The sequence below is a fragment of the Salmonella sp. GDC200615 genome (assembly GCF_050574145.1).
Taxonomy (GTDB): domain Bacteria; phylum Pseudomonadota; class Gammaproteobacteria; order Enterobacterales; family Enterobacteriaceae; genus Salmonella; species Salmonella enterica.
Window position 1 is genome coordinate 1,970,180 of sequence record NZ_CP192247.1, and the last position, 16,621, is coordinate 1,986,800.

Annotated in this window: 17 protein-coding genes, 1 tRNA gene and 3 pseudogenes; 16 read left to right on the forward strand and 5 right to left on the reverse strand. The window is 48.6% G+C overall.

Going from position 1 to position 16,621, the window contains the following annotated elements:
• Window positions 1–378: 378 nt before the first annotated feature.
• From ACQ29O_RS09300 to ACQ29O_RS09310, 3 genes and pseudogenes are all read left to right on the forward strand, one after another.
• Complete coding sequence (locus ACQ29O_RS09300; RefSeq protein WP_000927828.1) at window positions 379–651, forward strand: hypothetical protein; 273 nt, start codon at window positions 379–381, stop codon at window positions 649–651.
• Window positions 652–803: 152 nt separating this feature from the next.
• Window positions 804–1,271: an Hsp20 family protein gene (locus tag ACQ29O_RS09305; RefSeq protein WP_001218120.1), complete on the forward strand. Its 468-nt coding sequence runs from the start codon at window positions 804–806 to the stop codon at window positions 1,269–1,271.
• Between the two features lie 338 nt (window positions 1,272–1,609).
• Window positions 1,610–2,652: pseudogene (locus ACQ29O_RS09310) on the forward strand (sialidase family protein).
• 82 nt (window positions 2,653–2,734) lie between these two features.
• Here ACQ29O_RS09310 and ACQ29O_RS09315 read toward each other — a convergent pair.
• A pseudogene (locus ACQ29O_RS09315) lies at window positions 2,735–3,259 on the reverse strand (cytochrome b).
• A 148-nt stretch (window positions 3,260–3,407) separates the two neighbouring features.
• Window positions 3,408–3,722, reverse strand: a complete 315-nt coding sequence (locus ACQ29O_RS09320) for a TRL-like family protein (RefSeq protein ID WP_000182479.1) — start codon at window positions 3,720–3,722, stop codon at window positions 3,408–3,410.
• A gap of 681 nt (window positions 3,723–4,403) precedes the next feature.
• Here ACQ29O_RS09320 and ACQ29O_RS09325 point away from each other — a divergent pair.
• Genes ACQ29O_RS09325 through ACQ29O_RS09345 form a run of 5 tightly spaced genes read left to right on the forward strand, consistent with a single transcriptional unit; the run spans window position 4,404 to window position 9,189 of the window.
• On the forward strand, window positions 4,404–6,038 hold the full coding sequence (locus ACQ29O_RS09325) for an ABC transporter substrate-binding protein (protein ID WP_000946094.1): 1,635 nt from the start codon (window positions 4,404–4,406) through the stop codon (window positions 6,036–6,038).
• Window positions 6,038–7,012 carry an ABC transporter permease gene (locus ACQ29O_RS09330; RefSeq protein ID WP_001520270.1) on the forward strand — a complete coding sequence of 325 codons (975 nt, stop codon included), beginning with the start codon at window positions 6,038–6,040 and terminating at the stop codon, window positions 7,010–7,012. The genes ACQ29O_RS09325 and ACQ29O_RS09330 overlap by 1 nt, the downstream gene beginning before the upstream one ends.
• The gene (locus ACQ29O_RS09335; RefSeq protein WP_000966637.1) at window positions 7,002–7,814 is read left to right on the forward strand and encodes an ABC transporter permease; all 813 of its coding nucleotides are present in this window, start codon (window positions 7,002–7,004) and stop codon (window positions 7,812–7,814) included. The genes ACQ29O_RS09330 and ACQ29O_RS09335 overlap by 11 nt, the downstream gene beginning before the upstream one ends.
• Window positions 7,808–8,605: an ATP-binding cassette domain-containing protein gene (locus ACQ29O_RS09340; protein WP_000950213.1), complete on the forward strand. Its 798-nt coding sequence runs from the start codon at window positions 7,808–7,810 to the stop codon at window positions 8,603–8,605. Before ACQ29O_RS09335 ends, ACQ29O_RS09340 begins: the two co-directional genes overlap by 7 nt.
• Window positions 8,599–9,189 carry an ATP-binding cassette domain-containing protein gene (locus ACQ29O_RS09345; RefSeq protein ID WP_000947460.1) on the forward strand — a complete coding sequence of 197 codons (591 nt, stop codon included), beginning with the start codon at window positions 8,599–8,601 and terminating at the stop codon, window positions 9,187–9,189. The genes ACQ29O_RS09340 and ACQ29O_RS09345 overlap by 7 nt, the downstream gene beginning before the upstream one ends.
• Window positions 9,190–9,270: 81 nt before the next feature.
• Here the strand turns inward: ACQ29O_RS09345 and ACQ29O_RS09350 are convergent, their stop codons facing one another.
• Window positions 9,271–10,404 carry a mechanosensitive ion channel family protein gene (locus tag ACQ29O_RS09350; RefSeq protein ID WP_000456059.1) on the reverse strand — a complete coding sequence of 378 codons (1,134 nt, stop codon included), beginning with the start codon at window positions 10,402–10,404 and terminating at the stop codon, window positions 9,271–9,273.
• A 193-nt stretch (window positions 10,405–10,597) separates the two neighbouring features.
• Between ACQ29O_RS09350 and ACQ29O_RS09355 the strand changes: the two genes are divergently transcribed.
• The 6 genes from ACQ29O_RS09355 (at window position 10,598) to ACQ29O_RS09380 (ending at window position 14,320) form a co-directional block, all read left to right on the forward strand.
• Window positions 10,598–10,924 carry a four-helix bundle copper-binding protein gene (locus ACQ29O_RS09355; protein WP_001183699.1) on the forward strand — a complete coding sequence of 109 codons (327 nt, stop codon included), beginning with the start codon at window positions 10,598–10,600 and terminating at the stop codon, window positions 10,922–10,924.
• 8 nt (window positions 10,925–10,932) lie between these two features.
• A tRNA-Arg gene (locus tag ACQ29O_RS09360) sits at window positions 10,933–11,009 on the forward strand.
• A 111-nt stretch (window positions 11,010–11,120) separates the two neighbouring features.
• Window positions 11,121–11,768, forward strand: coding sequence for a metal-binding protein ZinT (gene zinT, locus ACQ29O_RS09365; protein WP_162096519.1), 648 nt, complete (start codon window positions 11,121–11,123; stop codon window positions 11,766–11,768).
• 108 nt (window positions 11,769–11,876) lie between these two features.
• Window positions 11,877–12,665, forward strand: coding sequence for a cryptic aminoglycoside nucleotidyltransferase ANT(3'')/ANT(9) (gene aadA / locus ACQ29O_RS09370; RefSeq protein WP_000175819.1), 789 nt, complete (start codon window positions 11,877–11,879; stop codon window positions 12,663–12,665).
• 144 nt (window positions 12,666–12,809) lie between these two features.
• Entirely contained in the window at window positions 12,810–13,403 is a 594-nt protein-coding gene (locus ACQ29O_RS09375; RefSeq protein WP_001576140.1) for a helix-turn-helix domain-containing protein, read from the forward strand.
• A gap of 68 nt (window positions 13,404–13,471) precedes the next feature.
• Window positions 13,472–14,320 carry a MerR family transcriptional regulator gene (locus ACQ29O_RS09380; RefSeq protein ID WP_000190263.1) on the forward strand — a complete coding sequence of 283 codons (849 nt, stop codon included), beginning with the start codon at window positions 13,472–13,474 and terminating at the stop codon, window positions 14,318–14,320.
• Window positions 14,321–14,573: 253 nt separating this feature from the next.
• Here the strand turns inward: ACQ29O_RS09380 and ACQ29O_RS09385 are convergent, their stop codons facing one another.
• Window positions 14,574–14,822, reverse strand: a complete 249-nt coding sequence (locus ACQ29O_RS09385) for a biofilm/acid-resistance regulator YmgB/AriR (RefSeq protein WP_000208086.1) — start codon at window positions 14,820–14,822, stop codon at window positions 14,574–14,576.
• A gap of 78 nt (window positions 14,823–14,900) precedes the next feature.
• Window positions 14,901–15,055, reverse strand: a pseudogene (locus ACQ29O_RS09390) (hypothetical protein).
• 82 nt (window positions 15,056–15,137) lie between these two features.
• On the opposite strand from ACQ29O_RS09390, the gene ACQ29O_RS09395 reads away from it, so the two are divergent.
• The gene (locus ACQ29O_RS09395; protein ID WP_000617985.1) at window positions 15,138–15,683 is read left to right on the forward strand and encodes a chorismate mutase; all 546 of its coding nucleotides are present in this window, start codon (window positions 15,138–15,140) and stop codon (window positions 15,681–15,683) included.
• 196 nt (window positions 15,684–15,879) lie between these two features.
• The gene (gene leuE / locus ACQ29O_RS09400) at window positions 15,880–16,518 is read left to right on the forward strand and encodes a leucine efflux protein LeuE (RefSeq protein ID WP_000457188.1); all 639 of its coding nucleotides are present in this window, start codon (window positions 15,880–15,882) and stop codon (window positions 16,516–16,518) included.
• Window positions 16,519–16,621 lie beyond the last annotated feature (103 nt).

Below are 16,621 nucleotides of genomic sequence, written 5' to 3' on the forward strand. Positions count from 1 at the left end.
TTTTTATTATCGATCAGATAATGGCATCAACAGGGGTTATTCAGGAGTATATGTGAAAAAGTGGCTTATAGGAGGGATATTGATCGCAAGTTTTCTGACCGGTTGTCTGATGTGGCACAACATTGATAAATGGTTTAATAAAGATATAGAATTTTTCTACGTCGGAGACGATAGCTAAAATTCCTGTGAGTTGGCAACGGGTGTCATATCTTTAGGTATGGCGCCCGGAGCCGCCGGGCGCAAATTGTAGGTGTATAAATGTCATTTCATTAAAATTTTAGCGACAACATGGACAGTCACTACCGCGTGCTAACGGCCCTCTGAAGTCACAAGATGAATAAGCCAGTTTTTTTGTTTCAGCGGTGACTGAAACATATTTTGCTCCTGGTGGGCTTACCGCCAGTTGCTGAAAAAGACAACGATGATGTAACTGTTGCAGAGACTGACGAATACGACGACCGTGAATTTTATTTTTGGCGACCATATTTCCTCCCAAAAGGCCGCCCGAAGGCGGCGCTGGGTTTGATAATGGAGAAGGGCGTTGGTCACTGCCATAACCAACCTGTATACATTAATACAATTGATAATCATTATCAATTGTACTGGTGGAGAAAAATTGTAAAGATGAAGGGACAGAGGAAATGGCAATGAACGGGATGAGATTTTTCGTTAACCACTTAAATTCGTGACTAAAAAAAGGCTTTTATAGACTTGAAAATGTTTTTCCCGTCCCTATGTAGTCAGTGGACAAGCAATGCTTGCCTTGATGTTGAACTTTTGAATAGTGATTCAGGAGGTTAATGATGGCACTCAGAACCTTGTCAGCACTTCCCGTGTTTGCTGATTCTCTTTTCTCTGACCGTTTCAACCGTATTGATAGACTTTTCAGTCAATTAACAGGAGATACGCCAGTCACTGCGACGCCAGCTTACGATCTGCAAAAGCGCGATGCGAATAACTATCTGCTTACCGTGAGCGTTCCTGGCTGGAAAGAGGAAGAGCTTGAAATTGAAACGGTTGGCGGCAACCTGAATATTACGGGTAAACACACTGAAGAGACGGTAGAGGATCAGACGCACTGGATTTATCGTGGTATTCGTAAGGCGGATTTCCAGTTGAGTTTTTCTTTGCCTGAACATGCTAAGGTGAATAATGCGAAACTGGAACAGGGCCTCTTGTTGGTCGAGATTTACCAGGAGATCCCTGAAAGCGAGAAACCGAAAAAAATTGCCATAGAAAGCAAACCAAAGGCGATTGAACACAAATCATAATCGCGTTAATGAAGGCCCGTTTAGACGGGCCTTCATTGCCTGTAGCGAAAAGTATCCCGTCATGCTTGTAGGCACAGATCGCTAAATATTATAGCCCTGACCTCTATATTATCCCGTGCCACTGACCTCGTCGCCATTGGACGGCGGTAAGTTGGAATTATCCGCGAGGTCAGTCCAATTTTTGTCCACTCTCGACATTCTGCCTGTTATGGGCGCGATACCTGAATATAAATTCGTATAGCGGTTGATCGTTTTCACCGCGTTGATGCTATTTCTGCTAACACTACTTTCATACGTAAAAAAGCTGATGCTTTTTACCTTATTTAATAGAGGCAGGTATGAAATTAGTGCTCGTCAATCGGCAGGTCATTTTACCGGAAAGCGGAACCAAGTCCTTCCAGTGCCATGCCTCTACGCTTGTTCGCTTACCGTGCGGTACGCTCGTGGCCGCATGGTTCGCGGGGTTGCGCGAAGGAAGAGAAGATACAGCCATCTGGCTATCTCGCTATGAACATAATATCTGGACAACACCGCAGCGAGTGGCGGCACGCGAGGGGGAAGCGCACTGGAATCCGGTGTTATTTTACCCGTCGGATAAATTGTGGTTATTTTATAAAGTAGGCAGCGACGTACACGTGTGGAAAACCTGGTTTATCACCTCCAGCGATCGAGGATTTACCTGGAGTACGCCAGCTCCGTTGGTTAACGATGATATTTTGCCGCGCGGTCCCGTAAAAAATAAACTCCTGCTGGCATCAAATGGCGCCTGGATTGCGCCAGGGTCGATTGAAAGTCCTGAACGGTGGAGGGCATTTGTGGATCGATCCTCTGACGAAGGAAAACACTGGAATATCTCTTTTGTTCCGCTGGAGCCTGATAACGCTATTTCCGGGACAAACGTAGCGTTGTGGGATGGTGTAAAAAAGGGATGTTGTGGGAATGTTGTCTGGAAAACCTCCTGCGCTGGGATGGCGTTATTCAGCCTACGCTGTGGGAGTCTTCTCCGGGGCATATCCATATGTTGTTACGAAGCACACGCGGGGCAATTTTTCGCAGTGATTCAATCGACTATGGCGCTACCTGGTCTGTTGCCCGCGCGACATCTTTACCGAATAATAATAGTGGTATCGATCTGGTTAGTATGCAGGACGGTACGCTGATTCTTGCGTTAAATCTGGTCAACGGCAACTGGGGAAAGCGCTATCCGCTTTCACTGATTGCTTCCCAGGATAATGGCGAATCATGGCTACCGCTACTGGACCTGGAAAGTGACCACGGTGAGTATTCTTATCCCGCTATTATTAGCGAGGGCGGCGTCGTACATATCACCTACACGTGGAACCGGAAAAATATCGTATATTGTCGATTACAAACGGTGTAAGGCGCTATCAGTCGAAACCGATAGCGCTGGAATAATAATGCCTTGCCCGGCATGCTCTCTCACGCCGGGATGGCCGAAATAGTCATGATTTACCGGGTAACATCCTTGAAAATGTATCATCTTTTTGTATGTAATGGTGAAACAACGCCGCTGCTGCATGCATGGCAATCAGGAAATAGCCGATATTGGCCAGCATTTCATGAATACGCTTTATATCCGATTTTAGGGCGCTATCTGGCGTCAAAAATACCGGTACAGTAAAACCAAAAAAGCTCCAGCTTTTCCCGCCTGATGCCATCATCGCGACGCCCAGCAGCGGTAAGGCGAGAAAAGTGAGATAAAGCGCGATATGCATTAATTTAGCGGCTACGTGCTGCCAGTGAGGAGGGGGAGGCGTAATGACCGGATCCGGGTATTTGTGTTTAAGATATAACCGTAAAAACATCAGCGCCCAGACCAGAACGCCCTAGTGCGTGTCTTTCATAAACAGGTAAACGCTGGAGCCTTTTGGCGCCCACCCCCGTAACTCAATAGCAGCATATGCGATGCCTGTCAGGAGCAGTGTTAACCAGTGAAGCGTTATTTGCAGTCTTGAGAAATGTGCCATTATTATTATCCTTTATTAACAACTGCTTGTAGAGTATGCGTAAAATCTTAACAGAACCTTAAAGCGGGGGCTGAGTCGCAAGGAACAGACAGAGATAGCGGCACGTAAAATGGGATAAAAAGCCGGCGGCATCGCCGGCTTACTGTTGTTATTGTCCTCTTACGACAACACAGGTTTTACCATAAAACGGATATGAACCTGTAGTTTCATAATCAACACTCGACACTAAAGAAATATCGCCCGCTTTTTTCGCTGAATCAATAGATGCGTCGCCGGTATTTACAATACCCAATACCGTTTGCGCACACGCTTTACCGGTTTTGGTTGCCGGGAGACTCGTGGCAGTAATTGGCCCTTTAACATCCGTATATAAGCCAATCCCTGTCGGTGATGGTCCTGTAGCACACCCCGTTAAAAGAGAACCAATAAAGATAATTGAAAAAATGTGTTTTTTATTTGTCATGGGATTAGTCCATTATAAATTAATAGAAAACTTACCGTCCGAAAATGTCCGGACAGTCATTAAAAAAGTGGTGTATATTAAATATGCGATATTACTCTTTGCACCCTCCTGTTGATGTCGTACCTGACGGACAAATATCCGTTGAAGCCGGATATATTCCCCATGCCGTGTTTTTATAACTTGTGCATCCTGTCAGCAATGAGAACAGTACGGCTAAAAAAATCATCACGAGCCCTGGCGGCGTTAACATTTTTCGGTTGGACTCCATAGCATGTCATTTCATCGGGTTGCCGTATGACTGGCGTTCTGCTGGTAAGTTTCATTAACGCCCGGTTCGTTTAATGTTGGTTTAGGTTTAAAGCCAGGAGGCGCTAATTACGATACCTTCTTACGTTTCAGTACTGACTAATAATGTTGAGAAAATGAACAGCGTCGGGTGGGAAGACGCAATACAGAATAGAAAGGAAATAAGAGAATAAGATGGCGTTAATTAACCCGGTATTCCTGGCGTCATTTCCCTTGCGTTTTATCCCCGTCAAAAGCGGCCTTTAGCTCACGTTGGCGCTCCCGACGTTTGTGCGTATGATGTTTTTAAAAGATCGTCATACTTTCTGTTCTGCGTCAATTTTTTCATTACAAATGCTCGCCATAATGCCGTCCTCAGGAGGTCTCCCGACGTTTATGCTGCGCCGGGAGAAACAAAAACAACGCATAATCTGGGACAAATTGATGATTAAAGGCAAACTGGCGCTCGTGACGTGCGCGCTGACTCTGGTATTCACTTCGTCGCTTTTCGCCGCGTCGGACACGGCAGACGGTCGTACCCTGAAGCTGGCCATTGGCCCTGAGCCAACGGAAGGCTTTGATCCTATGCTGGGCTGGAGCCACGGCAGCTACTTATTGCTTCATGCGCCGTTGCTTAAGCAAAACGCCGACATGAGTTGGGGTAATTTACTGACGGAAAAAGTGGATACCAGCCCCGTCGGTAAAATCTGGACGCTAACCTTAAAGCCCGGGCTGAAATTCTCCGATGGCTCGCCATTAACTGCCGAAGATGTCGTTTTTACATACAATAAAGCGGCGAAGAGCGGCGGTAAAATAGACATGGGCAATTTTAGCCATGCGCGAGCGCTGGACGCACGCCGAATTGAGATGACGCTGAGCCATCCGCAGAGCACCTTTGTGAATGTACTCGGGTCGTTAGGGATTGTTCCGGCCAGCCGTTATGATGAAAAAACGTTCGCCCGCGAACCGATAGGCGCCGGTCCGTACCGACTGGTCAGCTTTCAGCCGGGTCAGCAACTGATCGTTGAAGCTAATCCCTGGTATGCGGGTAAAAAGAATGACTTTAACCGGCTGGTTTTTGTCTTTCTGGATGAAGATAATGCTTATGCCGCCGCGCGCAGCGGACAGTTGGGACTGGTGCGCATTGCCCCTTCTATGGCGGTGGCCCCGCAGCAGGATAATCTTAAACTCTGGGTACGCGATAGCGTTGAAAACCGGGGCATTGTCTTCCCGATGGTGCCTGCCGGTAAAAAGGATGCTAACGGTTATCCTGTCGGCAACGATGTGACCGCTGATGTCGCTATCAGACGCGCAATTAACTATGCCATTAATCGTAAGCAACTGGCGGAACAGGTGATGGAAGGCCATGCGATACCCGCCTATAGCGCGGTGCAGGGATTGCCGTGGCAAAATCCTTCAGTGATATTCAGCGATGGCGATATTGCAAAAGCGCGCGCCATCCTGGAAGAGGCTGGCTGGAAGATAAACCGTGCGGGCGTGCGTGAAAAAGCGGGTAAAGAAGCGCGTCTGACCTTATGGTATGCCAGTGGCGACAGCACCCGACGGGATCTGGCCGAGGCGGTGCGCGCCATGTTGCAGCCTTTAGGCATTGTCGTCTCGTTGCAATCGGGAAGCTGGGAAACTGTAGAGCGCCATATGCACGCTAACCCTACGCTGTTTGGCTGGGGAAGTCTGGACCCGATGGAACTCTTCCATCACTACAGTGGGAAAGCCGCTGGTGTGGAATATTATAACCCGGGCTATTACAGCAACCCTGCGGTAGAAGCACATCTGAAACAGGCTATAGATGCGCCTGACTGGCAAAAGGCGATTCCTTTCTGGCAGCAGGTTGAGTGGGATGGGAAGCAGGGCGCGGGCGTCCAGGGCGATGCGGCATGGGCATGGCTGCTTAATATTCAGCATACCTATCTGGCCAACCCCTGTATTGATCTGGGAAAAGGCGCGCCAGAAATCCACGGTAGCTGGTCGGTGTTAAACAATCTTGATGACTGGACCTGGACCTGTCGGTGATGAAATTGTTCTTCAGTCATTTTTTGCGGCTGATTATTCTGTTGGTGCTGGTGGCTGCCGGCACCTTCATTTTGCTTAGCTTTTCGCCCGTTGATCCTATCCGTGCTTATATTGGCAACGATCTGCTCCATGTTCCGCCAGAACAATATGCGCGGATTGCGGCGCGCTGGGGGCTCGACCAGCCGCTGTGGGAGCGTTTCGGTCACTGGTTTTGGCGTCTGCTCCAGGGTGACATGGGGTATTCTATGCTGTTCAACATGCCTGTCGCCAGCGTGATCCGGGAACGTTTTGCGACGTCATTCGCGCTGCTGGCGGGCGCCTGGCTATTGTCTGGTGTGCTGGGCGTGACATTGGGTTTTCTGGCCGGACGTTTTCTCCACCGTTGGCCGGATAAGATGATTTGCCGTATCAGCTACTTATTGTCATCGTTGCCCACTTTCTGGATAGCAATGCTGTTGCTGGCGCTATTTGCCGTCCGCTGGCCGGTATTACCTGTTTGTTGCGCCTGGGACCCCGGAAATAATGCAGGAACAGCTCTTTTATCGGAACGTTTACGCCATCTTGTGTTGCCGGTATGTGCGTTAAGTCTATTGGGCATGGGGCAAATTGCGCTGCATACGCGAGAAAAAATAGCCAGCGTAATGAAGAGCGAATTTATTCGTTTTGCGCGCGCTCAGGGGGATAAAGGATGGTCGCTGTTACGTCACCAGGTGTTACGTCATGCGATTACCCCAGCACTCTGTTTACAGTTTGCTTCTCTGGGCGAACTGATGGGGGGAGCGTTACTGGCAGAAAAAGTCTTTGCGTATCCGGGGCTGGGACAGGCCACTATCGATGCCGGTCTGCGTGGCGATGTCCCGCTACTCATGGGGATCGTTTTATTCTGTACACTATTAGTGTTTGCCGGAAATACGATTTCAGCCTGGCTTGTGGTGGTGCTTAATCGATCGCTGGAGCGTCCCGATGCTCTATAATCCTGCCCCGACGTTGTTTCGTCTGATCCTCTCCGTTACCTGTCTGCTGTTTATTGCTGGATACGGTTATGCCACGTTGAGCCAGCCGCCAGAGGTTAATCTGCTTGCCCGGCATCTGTCGCCTGATATCCAGCACTGGTTTGGCACCGATAATCTGGGGCGCGATGTATGGCTTCGTTGCTTTCAGGGGGCCTTCACCAGTTTACAAATTGGCGTTGGCGCCGCGCTGTGCAGCGGCGTTATCGCGCTAGTGATGGCGGCAGTGGCGCGCATTCATCCCCGGCTGGACCTCCTGATGCGGTTGATAACCGATGCTATGCTCGCCATGCCGCATTTACTTTTGCTGATCCTTATCTGTTTTACGCTCGGCGGCGGTAAAAGCGGCGTCATTGCGGCCGTGGCGTTAACGCACTGGCCCCGTCTGGCGCTGATTCTGCGCGCCGACGCGGAGCGGGTAGCGCAGAGTGACTACCTGACATTGACCTATCGTCTGGGGCATGGACACCTTTATTGCTGGCGATATCACTATTTTCCGGCGCTATTGCCGCAATGGTTGACGGGAACGTTATTGATGTTTCCTCATGCGGTATTGCACAGCGCGGCATTAAGTTTTCTGGGGTTTGGGCTGGCGCCGCATGAGCCTTCGCTGGGGCTGTTGCTGGCGGATGCGTTACGGTTTATTAGCCATGGTAACTGGTGGCTGGTGCTGTTTCCCGGCCTAATGTTATTCACGCTGGTGATGCTCTTCGATCAGTTTGCGCGCGCCATTCAGCGGCTGTGGCTAAGGAGTGACGTATGCTAAGTTTACAACAGGTTACGCTGGAAAGCGCGCGTTATCGCTGGTATGGCACGAGACGCTGGTCGCCGTTATTACAGAATGTCTCTTTTGATATCGCACCCGGCGAAATGGTGGCATTGGTTGGCGGCAGCGGGGAGGGAAAAAGTCTGCTGCTGCAATGCCTGCTCGATCTGCTGCCGGAAAACTTACGCTTTCGGGGGGAGATTACGCTTGATGGCAACCGGCTGGACAGACATACCATCAGGCAGCTTAGGGGCAATACGTTTAGCTACGTGCCGCAGGGGGTACAGGCGCTTAATCCCATGCTGAATATCAGAAAACATTTGAACAGAGCATGTCATCTGACCGGACGCGCCTGGGATGAGACGCAGATGGTACAGCTATTACAGCAAAGCGATCTTGAACCGACAGTCCTGGAACGCTTTCCCCGCCAGCTCTCTGGCGGGATGGCTAAACGAATTCTGGCGTGCCACGCCTCGCTCAGCCAGGCTCGTTATATCCTCGCGGATGAGATCACCGCCTGGCTTGATACCGCACTGGCAAACCAGTTGCTTGAGCACTTGCGAGGTCTCTGCGAGCGGGGATGCGGCGTGCTGTGGGTGACTCATGACCTGCTGCTGGAGGCGCGGTATGCCGATCGCATTGTGGCGCTGCATCAGGGTTATATCACGGACAATATCCGCTGCGAGCAGTTACAGCCGGAAGAGATGAGTGAGCCGTTAAAACGGCAATGGCAAGCATTGCCTGAACTAAACCCGTTATTTATGCCGACCGGAGAGGGAATAGAATGCTGAGCTGCCGCGACCTCGTTATTCGTCAGGGCGGGAAAGTCTTATGGCAGAACCTGACGTTTACGATTTCTGCCGGTGAACGGGTAGGAATTCATGCGCCAAGCGGAACGGGGAAAACAACGTTGGGGCGCGTCCTGGCCGGATGGCAAAAGCCGACGGCGGGCGACGTTCTGCTGGACGGCAGCCCGTTACCCCTGCATCAGTATTGTCCGGTACAGCTTGTCCCCCAGCATCCTGAACTGACGTTTAATCCCTGGCGAAGCGCCGGAGACGCTGTACGTGATGCCTGGCAGCCTGACCCGGAAACGATGAGGCGTTTGCATGTGCAGCCCGAGTGGCTGACGCGTCGGCCAATGCAGCTCTCAGGCGGGGAGTTGGCGCGTATTGCGATACTGCGCGCGCTTGACCCACGAACGCGTTTTCTGATTGCCGACGAAATGACGGCGCAACTCGATCCGTCTATTCAAAAAGCGATATGGGTATACGTGCTTGAGGTGTGCCGCAGCCGTTCATTAGGGATGTTGGTGATTAGTCATCAGTCTGCGCTACTTGATCAAGTCTGTACCCGCCATTTACAGGTGGAATAGCCGCAAGTCGTTTCTCCGCATTGCCGTGTCGCCGTTAACGCACCGGGAACCCATGGGTTCCCGGTATTGTCGGCAGAGATTTTACTGCATGACGCGTTTATCTGCGTTTTTTGCATCAGCGGTATTACTGTAGTCCCTGGTCTCTTCAACCTGTACAGGGGCTCTGACAACCAGACTAGGCAGCGCCAGTTCGATATCATTCTCAATGAGTTTTTCAATAATACGGATATTTATCTCTTGCTGAATATCCATGTATTTATTGTAATCCGCGGTATTGACGATATGCACCACCTCATAGGTCAGCCGATCCTGACCAAAGGCCAGTAGATGGGCGCGGTCGAATTGTGTTTCGCCGACATCGGTAATAATCTTTTTCACCATATCGCCGATGAGGCGTAACTTTTCCGGCGGTGTCGCAGTGGCGACGCCAAAAGTAAACACGATACGACGCGTTTGCATCCGCTTATAGTTGTGTATGGTTTGCTGCAACAACTGCGCGTTCGCACAAACGATCTGTTCGCCGCTGAGGCTACGGATGCGAGTGGTTTTCAAACCGATATGTTCAATCGTACCGGCTACATCATTAAAGACGACGAAATCGCCGATCTCGAAGGGCTTATCGAAACCAATCGACAGCGAAGCGAAGACATCGCTCAGAACGGTTTGTACCGCCAGGGCAATAGCAATACCGCCCACGCCGAGGCTGGCTACCAGTGCGGTAATATCCACGCCGACGTTCGCCAGGATGGAGAGCAACATCATAGACCAGACGAGCACGCGCAAAATCATACCAAGAATGACTAACGTCACCGGGTTTTTATTGGAGCCTGGGGCATACAGTAAATGACGCATCCATGACTGTACGCCCTGATCAAGCCAAATCGCCATTTGAATCGCAACCACTAAAAACCAGGCGTGAGAGAGGGTAGAGAATAACCGGTCGGGCAGGGCGACAAAGCGCAGGCTAAAGAGAAATGCGGCAAAAAAGATTAGCATCTTACTGGTCTTTTTCAGCATCTCGAAAACAATAGGCCGCAGCCGCCCATGAGCATCATTCTTTTTATCCGGGCGTTGTAGCGCTTTATAGACCACATTAAGTAGCCAGTTGATGAGCCAGTAAGTAATGAAGGTGACGAAAAAAACGACCGCCAGATTGATCCAGAACGTCGTTGACATCAGCATCGCAACGATATTTAGTCGTGCTAAATACTCCATTTTACCTCCGATGAAAAGCAGATGAACATTACAGTATAGACGTCACATCACGGAGGCCGATTTCCGGCTTTACTATTGCTGTTTTATTCAGCACTTTTGTTCAAAAAGTATGAAAAAGAGGGGTAGCCGTTTGGCTATCCCGGCGTTTCTGTGCAGACTTATCTACTCCTCTTAATAAAATAAGGAGTCATTTATGCAACAAGAACATCGTGAGTGTATTGAGCAGTGTTATGAATGCGCGGCGGCGTGTGATATCTGCGCCTCTTCTTGTCTGCGTGAAGATAACGTCGAAATGATGAAGCACTGCATCCAGTTAGATATGCAATGTGCGGCCATTTGTCGCCTGGCGGCGCAATTTATGGCATTGGAAAGCGAGTACTCACAAAAATTATGCCGTCTGTGCGCGGATATCTGCAAAGCCTGCGCCGAAGAGTGTGCAAGGCACGATCACGACCATTGCCAGAATTGCGCGCGGGCATGCAGCCAATGCGCAGACGCCTGCCTTAAAATGGCCGCGTAATTTTTCTTCCGCCATTAGCTCAACCGGATAGAGCATAGAGCTTCTACCTCTAAGGTTCGGGGTTCAATTCCTCGATGGCGGACCAGTTGATATCAAAAAAGGCCACCTGCGCGGTGGCCGCTGAGTTTCTGTTGAAATAAGTGCAATGTTATAATATAACAATCATCTTTCTAAGAAAGATGAGGGTAACGTTTTGGTGATTCATTTAAAAAAACTGACAATGCTTCTGGGAATGCTGTTGGTCAATAGTCCTGCCTTCGCGCATGGTCATCATGCTCATGGCGCGCCGATGACGGAGGTTGAGCAAAAAGCGGCAGCGGGCGTGTTTGATGACGCGAATGTACGCGATCGCGCGCTCACCGACTGGGATGGTATGTGGCAATCCGTCTATCCTTATCTGGTCAGCGGCGAGCTGGACCCTGTCTTCAGACAAAAGGCGAAGAAAGACCCGGAGAAAACGTTTGAGGATATTAAAGCGTATTATCGCAAAGGATACGTGACGAATGTTGAGACGATCGGCATTGAAAATGGCGTTATAGAATTCCATCGCGACAATAACGTTGCATCCTGTAAATACAATTATGCCGGCTATAAAATTCTGACTTACGCATCGGGTAAAAAAGGGGTGCGCTACCTGTTCGAATGTAAAGATGCGAATAGCAAAGCGCCTAAATATGTTCAGTTTAGCGATCATATCATTGCCCCGCGCAAATCGGCGCACTTCCATATCTTTATGGGAAATACCTCGCAGCAGGCATTGTTGCAAGAGATGGAAAACTGGCCTACCTATTATCCTTATCAGTTAAAGGCGAATGAGGTCGTTGGCGAAATGCTACATCATTAAGTCTGATTGCAATGTTAAAAGCTCGCTATGAATAGCGGGCTTTTTTTCTGCCGTTATGCCATATTTCTGGCAATCAATATAAAAAATACCTGCGCCCCCGGAGCAACGATGACGCTGTCCATATCGCCCTCGATTCAATGCCAAACGGAAGCGGCGTGTCGCCTGATTACTCGTGTCACAGGCGATACGTTGCGTGCTATTCATTTATATGGTTCCGCTGTCGCGGGCGGTCTGAAGCCAAACAGCGACATTGATCTACTGGTGACAATATGCCAGCCGCTGACGGAGGCCCAACGCGCAACGCTGATGCAGGAATTGCTGGCGCTTTCATCGCCGCCGGGGGCGTCGGCAGAAAAACGCGCTCTGGAGGTCACTGTCGTGCTTTATTCGCAGCTGGTTCCCTGGTGTTTTCCACCTGCCCGGGAAATGCAATTTGGCGAGTGGCTAAGAGAGGACATTTGTCAGGGGATTTATGAACCAGCGCAGCAGGACTGGGACATTGTGTTACTGATAACCCAAATTCTGGAAACCAGTATACCGCTAAAGGGAGAACGCGCGGAACGGCTGTTCACGCCAGCCCCTGCGGCGCAGTTGCTGAAGGCCTTGCGTTATCCCCTCGACCTTTGGCAATCCACGGCAGATGTGCAGGGAGATGAGTATCATATCGTTTTAACCCTGGCGCGTATCTGGTATACCCTTTCTACCGGGAGATTTACCTCTAAGGATGCGGCGGCTGACTGGCTGTTACCTCAGTTGCCAGAAGATTATGCTGCCACGTTGCGTGCGGCGCAGCGTGAATATTTAGGTCTGGAGCAACAGGACTGGCATATTTTGCTGCCTGCGGTCGTACGCTTTGTGGATTTTGCCAAAGCGCACATCCCCACGCAGTTCACATAAGATGCCCCAGGACGTCTGTCAGGTTGCGCAAACGGCGTTCCTCAACTACTACTTAATAGGTTCTCATCGCTGAAGTAAGCAGATGATCTTATGCGGGCCATCGAATGGATATTCCCACATGGCTCTCGTTTTGTTGAGGTGGATATGACTGGTTCCGCATCATCTGTTTTAAAGACAGATACAAGACTATTGAGCGAAAACCTGTTTCTTAATTATGGTCTGGAGTCCTTATTTAAGGACGTCGCAATAATAGCTGGCAACGTAAATTATATTATTTTTGATATCGACGATTACTACACCGTACAGCAGTATATTACTTCCACATTTAAAGCGGTACTCATTGGAATTGTTACCCATAATGAATATAACTTTATTGATGAACATCATGCTATATATCGAATAAAGGTCGATGCCTCTATTGCTGAGTGGCGCGAATTACTAATTTTGGCCGCTGCTGGTCAATTTTTTCCCAGGTCAGAGAAAGTCAGATTAACGGCGAATGAAAGAAATGTTTTGGCGATGCTTGTTAAAGGAATGGATATCCGACAAATAAGCTGTGAGCTGAATGTACATTTAAAAACTATTTACTCAGTACGCTACCATGTTCTGACTAAATTAGGTTGTAGAACAGTTCTGGACTATCAAATACTGTCCGTTTCTAAAGCCTTTACGCACTGGCTTACAATAAATAATGTTGATAATGTAATTTCCCGTGTAAATAGTAAGGTCATTGCTTAATAATGATTTGCTTCTGATGGCGTTTAGGTTCACTATGCTTTCTTACATCATCATGAGGCCAGACAGGCATGGCTACTTTTAGTATTAGCGCAATGGCGGCGCAGTGTGGTGTCACAACAGCAAATATCAGGTCCTGGGAACGCTATGGCCTGCTTCAACCTACCAAAGATGAAGCTGGCAATCGTTTTTATTGCATAGAAGATGCTATCAGAATACAGCATATTATCGACGCGTTAAGCAAAGGCTTTTCATTAAAAGAGATTAAACCTGCCCTCTATGGTGAAGAAACGCATTGCCGCTCGGGATGGTTATTCTACCAGGAAGAGATTTTAGCGCAGTGTAGAAAATTCGAACCCGCCAAATTGCGAAAATTACTCTGGCGTTATGGTCGGGAAATTCCGCCGTGTATCGTAATTGAGTCAATACTGCGTCCTTTACGGCTGTGGTTGTCCGCAGGCGATGATGATGCACGCCGATTTGAAAAGGCATTACTGGATACTGCGATTATTGAATACGCCACGTTCCAGCTAAGTAGCGTACGAAAGGCGCCAGCAGGCACAATGCTTATTGCTGCGTTTTCGCTGAACGACCCCATTGAGCTATGGCTGGAAACGATTAAATATTGTAGTGAAGGTATGCGAGTTGAAGTCATCCCCTGGCAGGCGCCGATGCCCGATCTTTTATCAACGTCTTTCGAGCATATTGTTCTGTGGCATGATGAGACATTAACTCCCGCGCAGGAAAATCTTATTCAGGCTTTAAAAGAATCGGGTAAATTTAGTCTTCATGTGAAAAATGGCTCAGGCTTAACATTACTGCCAGCCGTATACCGGCAGCATGAGATGCCCGAAAGCATGCAGCATGTTGCACCGCAAATCCATGCAAACGGCTACGAAAAATCAGGCACCGCACGTTGAGGCATCTGCATTATTAACGAACAGGGGAGGAGTAACCCCTCCCTTGTTTATACCCTTCATACTTCAAGTTGCTTATGTGTTGGCTACGGATTACTCGGCCCATCCATAGGCCTCGCCCTGACGGGCCGTCGCAAGCGACGTTCAAATCTGCTCCCGGCAGATTTGTCGTTCACCCCAGTCACATAGTTATCTATGCTCCTGGGGACTCACTCCCTTGCCGCCTTTAAGCAACTCGAATTATTTTGGGTATATATTAGATGTCGTCAGGTGTCTGAAACAAAACGGCTTCTAAGGCATTACGGTAAATATCAAGCTGCACTACGTCTTTTTCTGTTTCCAGTTTTTCAATAAGTTTGGCGATGATATCCTTATTTGAGACATGCTGCTGCGATTGCAATAGTTCGTAAGTAATTTCCTGAATAGCTCGCTGTTCACATAACATATGTGCAGAAAAAGGATTGCCAGTACTATTTTGTTCGTTGACTAGTGTAATGGTAGTCATATTTCACCATATTCGATGTAAATTGAAGCCGATCTCCCTGAGCGGGGGAGAGAAATTAGTGACCTATTAAAGTTAGACCTATATCATAAAACTGTAATAAAAAATCATAAAAACGTGATATGCATCACATTTGTGTGATTTGTTGTATATTTTATACACTTTAAATGAAGGTGAAGATTCCGCAGAATCAACGGCCTGTTCTTTCTATCACTCCAGTTTAAACGAATAAGCATTAATACCCATCTGTAATAATTACTTAATGTTATCTTAATAAAGATAAATTACTGTCAAGCCTCCGTAAAAGGAGGTTGATTAATGATTCGTCATATCGCCATTTTTCTTTGTTCTTTATTGATGTGCAGCACCACTTTTGCCGATTCGGTAACGTCGGTATCGCTTGGCGCGCTCTTAACCGCGCTCAATGAACGCATGTTATTAATGAAAGATGTGGCTGCTTATAAAATGAAGCACCATCTGCCGATAGAGGATTTCACACGTGAACAAAATGTTTTTGCCGAGGCTGAAGAAGAAGCGAAAAATAACGGTCTGGACCCGCATTCGATAACCCCTTTTATTCGTTCGCTAATGGATGCCAGTAAAGCGATACAGTACCGCTATTTAGCGCAGTGGCGAACCGGCTCAGAACCCTCCTTTCCGATACAAACCTTGTCGGTCACCCGGCAACGTATTCGACAACTTGATAATCAAATGTTGATCATTATCAGCCAGCGCTTGATGGTCGGCGCTTTCAGCCACGACGATATGGTGTGGCTGAGAGCGCAGTTTAATGCGCCGAATCTGAATGAGAGCGATATCAGTAATGTGTTGGCAGCCTTATCTTTGGTGCGACGCGCGCGTTAACTCCACATGAGGAGAGGTGGGCCAATACCTGGTGATTGCCTGCGGAGGTAGCGATAAAAGAACGCTTTTAGGTGATTTGGATATAAGCGTGGCGGAATAGCGGCTGGAGAGACGTGGTTTCGCTTCCCATCTTCCGGTGCATTCGTTAGCATACTGTTTCGCAGCTAAGCGTAAATGTTTTCAGGAAGAGGTTAATGTGTTCGCGGAGTATGGTGTTCTGAATTATTGGACGTACCTGGTCGGGGCGATTTTTATCGTTCTGGTACCGGGGCCGAATACGCTTTTTGTGCTTAAAAATAGCGTGGGACGCGGGGTTAAAGGAGGATATCTTGCCGCATGCGGCGTGTTTATCGGCGATGCGATATTAATGTTTCTGGCGTATGCGGGCGTGGCGACGCTGATCAAAACAACGCCGGTTCTGTTTAACATTGTTCGCTATCTCGGCGCGTTTTATCTGCTCTACCTTGGCGCAAAAATCCTTTACGCCACTCTGACCTCAAAAGGGCGTGCGGCGACGGAAACGGTAGTTCCTTTTGGCGCTATTTTTAAGCGTGCTTTAATTCTTAGCCTGACGAATCCTAAAGCCATACTTTTTTATGTTTCCTTTTTTGTGCAATTTATTGATGTTACTGCGCCGCATACTGGCGTGTCATTTTTTATTTTTGCCACCACCCTTGAAATTGTCAGTTTTTGCTATCTGAGCTTTTTAATTCTTTCTGGCGCTTTTGTAACCCACTATATTGGTACCAAAAAGAAACTGGCAAAAGTGGGCAATTCTTTGATTGGCCTTCTTTTCGTCGGGTTTGCCGCCCGCCTGGCAACGCTCCAGTCTTAACCCTCCCGGACCCGTCGTCAACGGCGGGTCATTGCTCTCCTTTCGGTGTTATTGCGTGGAAAACAGCAAAATAGTAACCAATAAATGGTATTTAAAATGCTGT

Excerpts from the sequence above, each read along its gene's own strand:
- ACQ29O_RS09340 (WP_000950213.1), top strand. The coding sequence starts at position 7,808 with ATGCTAAGTTTACAACAGGTTACGCTGGAAAGCGCGCGTTATCGCTGG.
- ACQ29O_RS09395 (WP_000617985.1), top strand. The coding sequence starts at position 15,138 with ATGATTCGTCATATCGCCATTTTTCTTTGTTCTTTATTGATGTGCAGC.
- ACQ29O_RS09345 (WP_000947460.1), top strand. The coding sequence starts at position 8,599 with ATGCTGAGCTGCCGCGACCTCGTTATTCGTCAGGGCGGGAAAGTCTTA.
- ACQ29O_RS09380 (WP_000190263.1), top strand. The coding sequence starts at position 13,472 with ATGGCTACTTTTAGTATTAGCGCAATGGCGGCGCAGTGTGGTGTCACA.
- ACQ29O_RS09350 (WP_000456059.1), bottom strand. The coding sequence starts at position 10,404 with ATGGAGTATTTAGCACGACTAAATATCGTTGCGATGCTGATGTCAACG.
- ACQ29O_RS09305 (WP_001218120.1), top strand. The coding sequence starts at position 804 with ATGGCACTCAGAACCTTGTCAGCACTTCCCGTGTTTGCTGATTCTCTT.
- ACQ29O_RS09335 (WP_000966637.1), top strand. The coding sequence starts at position 7,002 with ATGCTCTATAATCCTGCCCCGACGTTGTTTCGTCTGATCCTCTCCGTT.
- ACQ29O_RS09320 (WP_000182479.1), bottom strand. The coding sequence starts at position 3,722 with ATGACAAATAAAAAACACATTTTTTCAATTATCTTTATTGGTTCTCTT.
- ACQ29O_RS09375 (WP_001576140.1), top strand. The coding sequence starts at position 12,810 with ATGACTGGTTCCGCATCATCTGTTTTAAAGACAGATACAAGACTATTG.
- ACQ29O_RS09355 (WP_001183699.1), top strand. The coding sequence starts at position 10,598 with ATGCAACAAGAACATCGTGAGTGTATTGAGCAGTGTTATGAATGCGCG.
- ACQ29O_RS09385 (WP_000208086.1), bottom strand. The coding sequence starts at position 14,822 with ATGACTACCATTACACTAGTCAACGAACAAAATAGTACTGGCAATCCT.
- ACQ29O_RS09330 (WP_001520270.1), top strand. The coding sequence starts at position 6,038 with ATGAAATTGTTCTTCAGTCATTTTTTGCGGCTGATTATTCTGTTGGTG.
- aadA (WP_000175819.1), top strand. The coding sequence starts at position 11,877 with ATGACGCTGTCCATATCGCCCTCGATTCAATGCCAAACGGAAGCGGCG.
- ACQ29O_RS09325 (WP_000946094.1), top strand. The coding sequence starts at position 4,404 with ATGCTGCGCCGGGAGAAACAAAAACAACGCATAATCTGGGACAAATTG.